The sequence below is a fragment of the Pseudomonas sp. QD4 genome (genome assembly GCF_049199125.1).
Taxonomy (GTDB): Bacteria; Pseudomonadota; Gammaproteobacteria; order Pseudomonadales; family Pseudomonadaceae; genus Aquipseudomonas.
Map to the genome: position 1 here is coordinate 331,039 of NZ_JBLZOM010000003.1, position 12,045 is coordinate 343,083.

Below are 12,045 nucleotides of genomic sequence, written 5' to 3' on the forward strand. Positions count from 1 at the left end.
AGTGCCCGGATGCCTTTTTGTCCGGAGTTCCCATGTCGCTGTCCAGCGGGCTGATCGCCGCCGTCGCCCTGGCCTATATGGCCATCATGTTCGCCATCGCCTTCTACGGCGACCGCCGCAGCGCGCCGTTGCCGCCGCGGGTGCGTGCCTGGGTGTACAGCCTGTCCCTGGCGGTGTACTGCACCAGCTGGACCTTCTTCGGCGCCGTGGGCCAGGCGGCGGAACAGCTCTGGTCATTCCTGCCGATCTACCTGGGGCCGATCCTGCTCCTGGTGCTGGCGCCCTGGGTCCTGCAAAAGATGGTGCTGATCAGCAAGCAGGAAAACATCACCTCAATCGCCGACTTCATTGCCGCACGTTATGGCAAATCCCAGTCCCTGGCGGTGGTGGTGGCGCTGATCTGCCTGGTCGGCGTCCTGCCTTACATCGCCTTGCAGCTCAAGGGCATCGTGCTCGGGGTCAACCTGCTGATCGGCGCCGGGGCCGATGCCATGGGCACCCGCGCGCAAGACACAGCGCTGATCGTGTCGCTGATCCTGGCCTTGTTCACCATTGTCTTCGGCACCCGCAACCTCGATGCCACCGAGCACCACCGGGGCATGGTGCTGGCGATTGCCTTCGAATCCCTGGTCAAGCTATTTGCCTTCCTCGCCGTCGGTGCCTTCGTCACGTTCGGCCTCTATGACGGCTTCGACGACCTGTTCAACCAGGCCATGCTCGCCCCGCGTCTGGAGCAATACTGGAAAGAAACCATCAATTGGCCGTCGATGGTGGTCCAGACCGGTGTCGCGATGATGGCCATCATCTGCCTGCCCCGGCAGTTCCACGTCACCGTGGTGGAGAACATCGAACCCCAGGACCTGCGCCTGGCCAAGTGGGTGTTCCCGGCCTACCTGGCCCTGGCCGCGCTGTTTGTAGTGCCGATTGCCCTCGCCGGGCAGATGCTCCTGCCCAGCTCGGTGCTGCCCGACTCCTTCGTGATCAGCCTGCCCCTGGCCCAGGCCCACCCTGCCCTGGCCCTGCTGGCGTTTATCGGTGGCGCTTCGGCGGCCACCGGCATGGTGATCGTGGCCAGCGTCGCGCTGTCGACCATGGTCTCCAACGACATGCTGCTGCCCTGGCTGCTGCGGCGCAAAAACGCCGAGCGGCCGTTCGAAGTGTTTCGCCATTGGATGCTCTCGGTGCGCCGGGTCAGCATCGTCGTGATTTTGCTGTTGGCCTACGTCAGCTATCGCCTGCTGGGCTCCACCGCGAGCCTGGCGACCATCGGCCAGATCGCCTTTGCCGCCGTGACCCAACTGGCGCCGGCCATGCTCGGCGCGCTGTACTGGAAACAGGCCAACCGCCGTGGCGTGTTCGCCGGCCTGGCCGCCGGTACTTTCCTGTGGTTCTACACCCTGATCCTGCCGATTGCGGCCCACAGCCTGGGCTGGTCCCTGAGCAGCTTTCCAGGCCTGGCCTGGCTGCACAGCAACCCGCTGGGGCTGCCGATCACCCCGCTGACCCAGGGCGTGGTGCTGTCGCTGGCGGGCAACTTCACTCTGTTTGCCTGGGTCTCGGTGCTGTCGCGCACCCGGGTTTCCGAGCACTGGCAGGCCGGACGCTTTATTGGCCAGGAAATCAGCGGCCGCCCCAGTTCACGTTCGATGCTCTCGGTGCAGATCGATGACCTGCTGAAACTCGCGGCACGTTTTGTCGGTGAAGAACGCGCGCGCCAGAGCTTTATCCGCTTCGCCTACCGCCAGGGCAAAGGGTTCAACCCCAACCAGAATGCCGATGGCGAATGGATCGCCCACACCGAGCGCCTGCTGGCGGGTGTGCTCGGCGCCTCCTCGACTCGCGCGGTGGTCAAGGCCGCCATCGAGGGCCGGGAGATGCAGCTTGAAGACGTGGTGCGCATCGCCGATGAAGCCTCTGAGGTCTTGCAGTTCAACCGCGCGCTGCTGCAGGGCGCCATCGAGAACATCACCCAGGGCATCAGCGTGGTCGACCAGTCGCTGAAACTGGTGGCCTGGAACCGACGCTATCTGGAGCTGTTCAACTACCCGGAAGGGTTGATCAGCGTCGGCCGGCCGATCGCCGACATCATTCGCTACAACGCCGAGCGCGGCTTGTGCGGCGCGGGCGAGGCCGAGGTCCACGTGGCGCGGCGCCTGCACTGGATGCGCCAGGGCCGCGCCCACACGTCCGAACGGCTGTTCCCCAATGGCAGGGTCATCGAGCTGATCGGCAACCCGATGCCCGGTGGCGGTTTCGTCATGAGCTTCACCGACATCACCCCGTTCCGCGAAGCCGAGCAGGCGCTGACCGAGGCCAACGAAGGCCTGGAGCAGCGGGTTGCCGAACGCACCCACGAACTGTCGCAACTCAACGCCGCGCTGACGGAAGCCAAGGGCACCGCCGAGTCGGCCAACCAATCCAAGACACGCTTCCTGGCGGCCGTCAGTCATGACCTGATGCAGCCGCTGAACGCCGCTCGCCTGTTCTCCGCCGCTCTGTCTCACCAGGACGACGGCCTGTCCACCGAAGCCCAGCAACTGGTGCAACACCTGGACAGCTCGCTGCGCTCCGCCGAAGACCTGATCAGTGACCTGCTGGACATCTCGCGCCTGGAAAACGGCAAGATCAACCCCGACCGCAAGCCGTTCGTACTCAACGAACTGTTCGACACCCTCGGCGCCGAATTCAAGGCCCTGGCTCAGGAACAAGGCCTGAAATTCCGCCTGCGCGGCAGCCGCCTGCGGGTCGACAGCGATATCAAGCTCTTGCGGCGCATCCTGCAGAACTTCCTGACCAACGCTTTCCGCTATGCCAAGGGCCCGGTGCTACTGGGCGTGCGCCGTCGCGGCGATCAACTGTGCCTGGAAGTCTGGGACCGCGGCCCGGGAATTCCACAGGACAAGCAGCAAGTGATTTTCGAGGAGTTCAAACGCCTCGACAGCCACCAGACCCGCGCCGAAAAAGGCCTGGGGCTAGGGCTGGCGATCGCCGATGGCCTGTGCCGGGTGCTCAACCATGGCCTGCAAGTCAGATCCTGGCCGGGCCAGGGCAGCGTGTTCAGCGTCAGCGTGCCCCTGGCGCGTACTCCTGCCGCTGCACCCGGCAAGACCGCCGAGCCCAACGGCACGCTGCCCAGCGGCGCCCAGGTGCTGTGCATCGACAATGAAGACAGCATCCTGATTGGCATGAACAGCCTGCTCAGCCGCTGGGGCTGCCAGGTGTGGACCGCGCGCAACCGCGAAGAATGCGCCGCGCTGCTCAGCGATGGCGTTCGCCCGCAACTGGCCCTGGTCGACTATCACCTGGACGACGGCGAAACCGGAACCGAGCTCATGGCGTGGCTGCGTACCCAGCTTGGCGAGCCGGTGCCCGGGGTGGTGATCAGCGCGGACGGCCGCCCGGAGATGGTGGCCGAGGTGCATGCAGCGGGCCTCGACTACCTGGCCAAGCCGGTGAAGCCGGCCGCCTTGAGGGCCCTGCTCAGCCGCCACCTACCGCTCTGAGCCAGAGCGCCTAGGGGTCAGCCCCGGCCCGGGACGATGCGCGTGGGGTTACTCGGGCAGTTCGAGCAGCTCGCCATTGGCGTCGGTCATTGCCCGCTCCAGCAGGTCGGCCGGCAGGCTCTTGCTGGCGCGGGCGCCGAGCAGCTTGAGTTGTTCGCTGCGGCTGACGAGGTTGCCGCGCCCTTCTGTAAGTTTGTTTCGCGCCGCACTGTAGGCCTTATCCAGTTGCTGCAGACGATTGCCGACTTCATCCAGATCCTGAATAAACAGCACGAACTTGTCGTACAGCCACCCGGCCCGCTCGGCAATTTCCCGGGCGTTCTGGCTTTGCCGCTCCTGCTTCCACAGGCTGTCGATCACTCGCAGGGTGGCCAGCAAGGTGGTCGGGCTGACAATCACGATATTGCGATCAAAGGCCTCCTGGAACAGATTAGGCTCGGCCTGCAGGGCTGCGGAAAAAGCCGCTTCGATCGGCACGAACAGCAGCACGAAATCCAGGCTGTGCAGCCCTTCAAGGCGCTTGTAATCCTTGCCGGCCAAGCCTTTGACGTGATTGCGCAAGGACAGTACGTGCTGCTTGAGCGCCGCCTGGCCAATCACCTCGTCATCGGCGACGACGTACTGCTGATAGGCGGTCAGGCTGACCTTGGAATCCACCACCACCTGCTTGTCGCCCGGCAACATGATCAGCACATCGGGCTGGAAGCGCTCGCCGTCCGGGCCCTTGAGGCTGACCTGGGTCTGATACTCGCGGCCCTTTTCCAGCCCGGCGTGCTCCAGCACCCGCTCCAGAATCAGCTCGCCCCAGTTGCCCTGGGTTTTCTGGCCCTTGAGGGCGCGGGTCAGGTTGGTCGCCTCATCGCTCAGGCGCAGGTTCAACTGCTGCAGGCGCTCCAGCTCCTTGGCCAGGGAGAAACGCTCGCGGGCCTCGGCCTGGTAACTTTCCTCGACCCGCTTCTCGAACGACTGGATGCGTTCCTTCAATGGGTCGAGCAACTGCCCGAGGCGCTGCTGGCTGTTCTCGGCAAAGCGCTGCTCGCGCTCATCGAAGATTTTCCCGGCCAGCTCGGCAAATTGCGCCCGCAGTTCATCTCGCGAGCCCTGCAAATCGCTCAGGCGCTGTTGATGGCTTTCCTGTTGTTCCCGCAGCTCGGCATGCAGCGAGGCAGCCTGGGCATCCAGCCGGCGCAGCTCGGCCTCTTTGCCGGCACGTTCGAGGTTCCAGGCGTGGGCCGCGTCACGGGCGTTGTCGCGCTCGATCTGCAACAGCTCGACCTCACGGCGCACTGCCGCCAGATCGGCCTGCTTGGCGCCGTTGGCCTGGCTCAGGTCACTGATTTCGTCGCGACAGGCATCCAGTTGCGCCGCCAGGCCCTCCTGGGCCAGTTGCGCAGTGGCCAGGCGCTCTTCGAGCAACGACAGTTCAGTCTGACGGCTGCTGGCACGTCGTTGCAGTTGCCAGGCCAGCGCCAGCAGCGGTACCGCCGCCGCTGCCAGGCCGAGCAACAGGCTGGTCAAGTCCATCGCCATAGCGGCTCCCGCCCTTGAAATAAAGCCTGAAGGTTAACCAAGGCGCAGGTCCTTGGACAGCTCAGTCGTCGATCTGACCCAGCTCGCGCTGTGCACGCCGATCACCCGCGCGCGCCGCCTGGCGCAGCAGGTCCTGGCCGATCCGACGATCTCGGGCATTGCCGCACTCGCGGCACATCAATTGGCCCAGGCGGCTTTGCGCGGCCACGACCCCTTCACGGGCCGGCTGCTTGAGCAGGCGTCCGGCGAAATGCTTGACGTTGGGGTTGTCGCCCAGGCGTGGGCTGTCGAGCAGCCACAGGGCCACGCGCATGGAAAAGCGCTTGGGGGCGGTAACACTCGCAGGTGCGGCGGTAACAGCAGGTGATACTGAGCGAAACTTCATAAAACACTGTGGGGCAGATCGGAAGGCGCGCCACTCTACTCCTTTTTTCGCAGGGGTAAAGCTTAAAAAAGCCTGCATGCCCGTGCTAGAGCAAGCGCTTGGGACAATCCACAGAAGCTGTGGATAAGTCAGTGGACAACCCCTCCACAACTCGCCGAAAGCCCCATGGGACGGGGCTCACGCTCAAACTGACGATTTTTTCACCAGTAAAAAAAACCGATGTTTTTCATTGACTTAAATTTTCATCACAGGCAATGGCCGGCCCAACGACCCAAGTGACAGCGCGGTGACATGCCGCGCAACTAATGTGCACAAGTACCTTGTTCGGGGTTATATCGCCGCACCAGACCCGGACACACCTGTGGAGAAAAGTGGCTACGACACACCGGCACCTGGGCGACGGCCCTGCATCCCCTGGCCTGAGCCCCATTGCTGGCCATGATAGATATTTTTTCCTAACACACTTGCATCCTCGCATTCAACACGATACTATCCGCGGCGTTAGTACCAAGCTGAAAGTCAATTCTGGTCGAACAAGTCCCCCGGTAACGCTGCCCTCAAGCGCAGCTGCCACCGACAACATGGGATCGACCACCTCGATGGTTTCCAGGTAAAACTTACGACGGCACGGCCTTTGAATCGAAAGCAAAGGGTGTCGCGAAGCACATTTACTCTGACCGAACCAACCTGCAAATTGATCAGGATCTTCACCCCGGGCCCAGAACCTTTGCCCTTGTTGTGTTGCCTGCCCTCCTAAGTACCTACCTGCCAGCCTTAGCGCATTCATATCAAAAGCGCTTGCAACTGGCTGCTTTGTTCCAGTCGGGTTCGTCGTTCGACCAATGGTGGTCGACGTTACTGGAACGTTTTAACGTTGCACGGTTCTTAACCGTGTCATTTGTAGGAACACCTAATAACTATGTCTACTCAAATCCAGACTCAGGATGCCATTCGCACCCTAACCAACGCCTTTGCACCAATGAACTGCCTGATCATGGCCGCTCGCAAAGGCTGCTTCAGCTTCACCCTGGTCAACGAACACGGCATCGCTCGTCACAGCGAACGCCTGTACCCCGATCAATACTCCAGCGCAGAACCGCTGCAGGCAGTGATCGAGCGTACCCGTCAGGCACTGGTTGCCTGAAACGCCAGAACGTCGCAACCCCAAAAGCCTCGCCTGAACGCGGGGCTTTTTATTGCCTGTTGTTTCTGTTTATCCCCGGCCGAATAAAGTACGAATAGATATAACGGTTATAACGGGAAGCCGAAAATATTTTAAAAACAGTCCTTTACATCAAACATATAACACTACACTTCAACTCAAGCGGCATGATCCGCTTCCGGCGAACCTGACCCGATCCACTGCTGCCAAGCCCGATGCCAGGCATCGCCGACCAATAACAAACCGGAGTGTCGAGGGTGTTATGGGGATTGCGGCCAGGGAACTGCGTCTGTATGTGTTTCGTCCGACCCTGCAGTATCTGGGTCGCCACAGTCCATGCGCAGAATCGTTGTTGCTGGGCATCGCCGCCAGCCAATCGGACCTGGGCTCAGCCCTGCACGACCGCCGCGGCCATGGCCTCTACTGCATTGCCGAACGCCGCCACGCGGCACTCTGGGACCTGTACCTGGCCCTCGACCCCGAACTCGCCAGCCGAGTCCGGGGCCTGGCCAGCCAGCATGCTTTCCTGAGCAGCCCTCACCTGGAACTCACGGTAAATCTGCGCTATGCCACGGCCATAGCCTGGCTGCTGATCGAAGAACAACAAACCGCACTGCCGGCTGCCGACGACCTGCTCGGCATGGCCCGCCTCTGGAGACAGACTTTCCAACCCCAAGGACGGTTGCGGGATTTCACCTGCGCCTGGAAAACCCATGTCTCCCCGCTGAACCTCCTCCCCTGCTGATCGCGCTTTTTGCACGATCGGCGAAGAAACGCCATTTTTGGTCGGATTGTCCTACAAAACCGCTCTAAATCAAGGCATACAGCCTATAGCGCTAGGACGAAAATGTTGGTAATTTTCGCCCCGGTGATCACCAGGAGTTCTAATAATGAAAAAAGTAATGCTCAAAACAACCATCAGCCTCGCCGTTGCCATGGCATCCAGCCAACTTTTCGCGAGTGGCTTTGCCCTCAACGAACAGAGCATCAGCGGGATGGGTACTGGTTTCGCAGGTCGCTCTTCTTCTGCCGATGATGCAAGCACTGTATTTGGTAACCCTGCCGGCATGTCGCGCCTCAAGCGCCAGCAAGTCACCGGCGGGATGGCCGCGATTGATGCCTCGACCGACATCAAGGACACCAGCGGTAGCCGCAGCGGGACCAACAAAGGCGACATGGTGCCTTTCACCGCCGTACCAATGGGTTTCTATGTCAAGCCAATCGATGACCAGTGGGCCTTCGGTCTGGGCGTATACGCTCCTTTCGGTCTGATCACCGACTACGAAAGCTCCTTCCAGGGCCGTAACTTCGGCAGCAAAAGTGAAGTCAAGGTGGTGACCTTCCAGCCAACCGTCAGCTACGCCTTCAACGACAAGGTTTCGATCGGTTTCGGTCCAACCATCAACCGCATTTCCGGTGTGCTGGAATCCACGCTTAACACGCCGTTCACCGCGACCGATGGCCAAGTGCAGATCAAAGGCGACGATATCGGCTACGGGTACAACATTGGCGTTCTGGTTCAAGCCACTGACACCACCCGTGTCGGCCTGACCTACCACTCCAAGGTTGATTACAAGCTTGAAGGCCACACTACGGTCTCTCCAGGCGCAGGCACTCCGACTCCGGTCATGAAAGGCGCACGCTACGACGCGTCGCTGAAAATCCAGACGCCGGAATCCCTCGACCTGTCCGTAACCCAGGAACTCAACGACGCCTGGACCCTGTATGCAGGTACTACCTGGACTCGCTGGAGCCGCCTGAAAGACATCACCGTGGATAACGAAGGTGTAACCGTAGCTGCTGGCGGCGGCGCAGCCCCAGGCGCCTTCACCACCATCAAGGAAGACCAGAACTGGCATGACACCTGGGCCTATGCGATCGGTACTTCGTACCAGTTGAACAAGCAATGGGTCCTGCGTACCGGTCTGACTTTTGACCAGTCGCCAACCAACAACACCGATCGCTCGCCACGCATTCCTACCGGCGACCGGACGATTTTCAGCCTCGGTGCTGGCTGGTCGCCAACTGAAGACCTGACCATCGATGTGGCCTACTCCTACCTCAAGGAAGAAAAGGTCAACATCAACCGCAGCAACACCAGCCCGACCGCTTCGCCATTGGCACGTAGCTACAACGCCGAATACGAAAACAGCGCCCACGGTTTCGGTGTAGGTGCTACCTACCGCTTCTAAGCATCATCGCCGGGCCAACTCCCGCGCTGAGAAACGAAAAAGCCCCGCATCCAACAGGATCCGGGGCTTTTTTATTCAGTGCATTGAACTCAGGGTTGGGAAGCCAGGGCTTTTTCCACCGCCTCGATCAACTCCGGGCTGTCGGGCTTGGTCAAGCTGGAAAAGTTGGCAATCACCCGCCCCTGGCGGTCGACCACGTACTTGTAGAAATTCCATTTCGGCGCGCTGCTCTGTTCGGCCAGGACCTTGAACAGGTGCACGGCGTCCGGGCCCCGGACTTTCTGCGGCTCGCTCATGGTGAAGGTCACGCCGTAGTTGACGTAGCAGACCTTGGCGGTTTCCGCGCCGTCCTTGGCCTCCTGTTTGAAGTCATTGGAGGGCACGCCCAGCACCTCCAACCCTTGCTCCTTATAGCGCTGATACAAGGCTTCCAGACCTTTGAACTGCGGGGCAAAACCGCAGAAGCTCGCGGTGTTGACCACGATCAACGGCTTGCCAGCAAAGCGCTGGCACAGGTCGATGGACTCCTTGGCGTGGAGCTTGGGCAACGAGCCTTGCAACAGGGTTGGGCAGTCTGCGGCCCAGGCCGAACTCCCCAGGGCAACGAATAGAGCTGGAACCGCAAGCCAGCGCATCAACATATTCTGCGTCCTTGATCAAATCGTCAGACTGCGACGTTACTCGCCTGCCGTCGCCCCTAGCAAGCGCCCATGCCCAACTCCATCAGCGCCAGCCCACCGCGCTGCCAGCCCCACCAGGCCAGCAGCACCAACCCGGTTCCGAGCACCAGGCCCAAGCCAAGCCAGCCTATACGGCTCACACCGCGCCTGCCTGGGCTTGCAGGCGTGCCACCGGGCGCTCCCGCACGGGCCAATTGAGAGCGGCCGCCAACAGACTCAAGAGAATCGCCACCTGCCAGATCAAGTCATAACTCCCGGTTCGGTCATACACCACGCCTCCCAGCCAGCCACCCAGGAACGAACCCAACTGGTGGAAGAGAAACACAATGCCGCCGAGCATGGACAAGTTGCGCACGCCGAACAAGGTCGCCACCGTGCCGTTGGTCAAGGGCACAGTCGACAGCCAGAGAAAGCCCATCGCCATGCCGAACAGGTAGGCACTGGTCTGGGTCACCGGCAGCCACAGGAACAACCCGATGACCACCGCCCGCAGCAGATAGAGCCCGGTCAGCAAGCGCGGCTTGGACATCCGCCCGCCGAGCCAGCCGGCGGTGTAGGTACCGAAGATATTGAACAGCCCGATCAGCGCCAGCACCGTGGTGCCCACCGTGGCCGGCAGGTGCTGATCCACCAGGTAGGCCGGCAAGTGCACGCCGATAAACACCACCTGAAAGCCACAGACGAAAAAGCCGAAGGCCAGCAGCCAGAACCCGGAATGCCCGCACGCCTCGCGCAGCGCCTGGCCCAGGCTCTGCTCATGACCGAGCACCGGCAATGGCTTGTCCTTGAGCATGCTCACCAGCGGCACGATCAGCGCCACCAGCAGGCCCAGTACCAGCAGGGCCGAGGACCAGCCCAGCCAGCCGATCAGCCCCAGGGTGCCCGGCAACATGGCGAATTGGCCGAACGAACCGGCGGCACTGGCGACGCCCATGCCCATGCTGCGTTTTTCCGCTGGCAAGGCACGGCCGACGACGCCGAGAATCACCGAAAACGAGGTCCCCGACAGGCCGATGCCGATCAGCAGGCCGGCGCTCAGGGACAGCGACAACGGCGAATCCGAGAGCCCCATGAACACCAGGCCAATCGCATAGAGCACGCCGCCGATCAGCACCACCTTGGCCGCGCCAAAGCGGTCAGCCAAGGCGCCGGTGAAGGGTTGCGCCAGGCCCCAGATCAGGTTCTGCAAGGCGATGGCAAAGGCAAACACCTCACGCCCCCAGCCAAACTGCGCACTCATGGGCGGCAAGAACAGGCCAAAGCCGTGACGCACCCCGAGGGACAGCGCCAGAATCAACGCACTGCCCAGAAGCACCCAACCGCTGGTACGCCACATCGATGACATTTTTATTCTCCAAATTGCGGGTATCTACCCGCTTATAAGCGAACGAATGGCGTTCAAGCCAATTCGTTGAGCAAGGCCAACAAGGTTTCGCGCTTCTCTGCACCCAGGCGATCGATCAAACGCTGCTGCGCGGCTTCCCAGGCCGGCAGCGCCGCCACCAAGCGCTCACAGCCGGCTTCGGTCAGCAACACCAGGCGATTGCGCTGATCTTCACCCTCCACCAGCGTCACCAGGCCCTCGCCTTCCAGGACCCGCAAATTGCGCCCCAGGGTGCTGCGATCCAGGCCCATGGCTTCAGCCAGGCTGGAAATACTCGGCTGATCCAGGCGTTGCAGATTGCACAGCAAGGAATACTGGGCAACGTTGATCCCGAAGCCGTCGAGGGCGCCGTCGTAATACCTGCTGACGCCACGGGCGGCACGACGCAGGTTGGTGCACAAACATTGAGAAGGAAGCATGGTGCGTGTATATACCCGCGATTCATGTAAAGCAAGAATTTTGCATTCAAGGCCCGGCTCAGAACAACGCCAGGCCCACCAGCACCGCCACTTCCAACAATTCCAGCAAGGCCCCCGCGGTGTCGCCCGTGGTGCCGCCCAGACGGCGCAGCATCAGCTGGCGCAGCCAGAAGAACAGCACGGCCGACAACAGCAGTGCGAACACGCCGAGGTAACCGGCAAGCAACACGCACCCCAGCGCCACCACCGCCAGCACCTGGCGCCCGGCACGCCGTGGCAGATGATCGGCCAGCGCCTGACCCAGCCCCCCGGGACGCACATAAGGCGTGCACAGGAACAGACCCAGCAGCGAGGCACGTCCGATCAGCGGCGCCAGCAACAGAGCCACACCGTGATGCTGCTCGATCAACGCCACCAGCGCGACGAACTTGAGCAACAGCACCAACACCAGGGTCACCACCGCGATCGGCCCGCTGCGCGGGTCCTTCATGATGGTCAGCGTCCGTTCACGATCGCCAAAACCGCCGAGCCAGGCATCGGCGCTGTCCGCCAATCCGTCCAGATGCAGGCCGCCGCTGAGCAGCACCCAGGCACTGAGCAGCAAGGCCCCATGCAGCAGCAACGGCGTACCGTCGAGCAGCCCGTTGAGCCCCCACAACACAACGCCAAACAGCCCCCCCACCAGGGGATAGAACAGCAGCGAACGCCCCAGCTCCTGGGGTTGCGGCATGCCGGGCAGACGAATCGGCAAGCTGCTGAGAAACTGCAAGGCGATCCAGAACGGCAGCAT

At 61.9% G+C, this 12,045-nt stretch carries 11 protein-coding genes; 4 read left to right on the forward strand and 7 right to left on the reverse strand.

The features are described from left to right. The first annotated feature begins 32 nt into the window (after positions 1–32). Positions 33–3,503 carry a NahK/ErcS family hybrid sensor histidine kinase/response regulator gene (locus ACOZJV_RS21855; protein WP_421548488.1) on the forward strand — a complete coding sequence of 1,157 codons (3,471 nt, stop codon included), beginning with the start codon at positions 33–35 and terminating at the stop codon, positions 3,501–3,503. Positions 3,504–3,551: 48 nt separating this feature from the next. Here ACOZJV_RS21855 and rmuC read toward each other — a convergent pair whose 3' ends face one another. Further along, entirely contained in the window at positions 3,552–4,919 is a 1,368-nt protein-coding gene (rmuC, locus tag ACOZJV_RS21860; RefSeq protein WP_178102950.1) for a DNA recombination protein RmuC, read from the reverse strand. 175 nt (positions 4,920–5,094) lie between these two features. Next, a complete protein-coding gene (locus ACOZJV_RS21865; protein WP_043228694.1) occupies positions 5,095–5,418 on the reverse strand; it encodes a hypothetical protein in 324 nt (107 codons plus the stop codon). Positions 5,419–6,337: 919 nt separating this feature from the next. On the opposite strand from ACOZJV_RS21865, the gene ACOZJV_RS21870 reads away from it, so the two are divergent. From ACOZJV_RS21870 to ACOZJV_RS21880, 3 genes are all read left to right on the forward strand, one after another. Then, the gene (locus ACOZJV_RS21870; RefSeq protein ID WP_008051046.1) at positions 6,338–6,562 is read left to right on the forward strand and encodes a hypothetical protein; all 225 of its coding nucleotides are present in this window, start codon (positions 6,338–6,340) and stop codon (positions 6,560–6,562) included. A gap of 280 nt (positions 6,563–6,842) precedes the next feature. After that, entirely contained in the window at positions 6,843–7,325 is a 483-nt protein-coding gene (locus ACOZJV_RS21875) for a hypothetical protein (protein ID WP_421548489.1), read from the forward strand. Between the two features lie 145 nt (positions 7,326–7,470). Then, the gene (locus ACOZJV_RS21880) at positions 7,471–8,772 is read left to right on the forward strand and encodes an OmpP1/FadL family transporter (RefSeq protein WP_078470788.1); all 1,302 of its coding nucleotides are present in this window, start codon (positions 7,471–7,473) and stop codon (positions 8,770–8,772) included. A gap of 89 nt (positions 8,773–8,861) precedes the next feature. Here ACOZJV_RS21880 and ACOZJV_RS21885 read toward each other — a convergent pair whose 3' ends face one another. Genes ACOZJV_RS21885 through ACOZJV_RS21905 form a run of 5 tightly spaced genes read right to left on the reverse strand, consistent with a single transcriptional unit; the run spans position 8,862 to position 12,045 of the window. Then, the gene (locus ACOZJV_RS21885) at positions 8,862–9,413 is read right to left on the reverse strand and encodes a glutathione peroxidase (protein WP_421548490.1); all 552 of its coding nucleotides are present in this window, start codon (positions 9,411–9,413) and stop codon (positions 8,862–8,864) included. Between the two features lie 56 nt (positions 9,414–9,469). Further along, a complete protein-coding gene (locus ACOZJV_RS21890) occupies positions 9,470–9,592 on the reverse strand; it encodes a hypothetical protein (RefSeq protein WP_274522640.1) in 123 nt (40 codons plus the stop codon). Next, complete coding sequence (locus tag ACOZJV_RS21895) at positions 9,589–10,797, reverse strand: MFS transporter (protein WP_078470790.1); 1,209 nt, start codon at positions 10,795–10,797, stop codon at positions 9,589–9,591. Before ACOZJV_RS21895 ends, ACOZJV_RS21890 begins: the two co-directional genes overlap by 4 nt. Before the next feature lie 53 nt (positions 10,798–10,850). Further along, complete coding sequence (locus ACOZJV_RS21900) at positions 10,851–11,255, reverse strand: MarR family winged helix-turn-helix transcriptional regulator (protein WP_078470791.1); 405 nt, start codon at positions 11,253–11,255, stop codon at positions 10,851–10,853. Positions 11,256–11,313: 58 nt separating this feature from the next. After that, positions 11,314–12,045, reverse strand: coding sequence for an adenosylcobinamide-GDP ribazoletransferase (locus ACOZJV_RS21905; protein ID WP_421548491.1), 732 nt, complete (start codon positions 12,043–12,045; stop codon positions 11,314–11,316).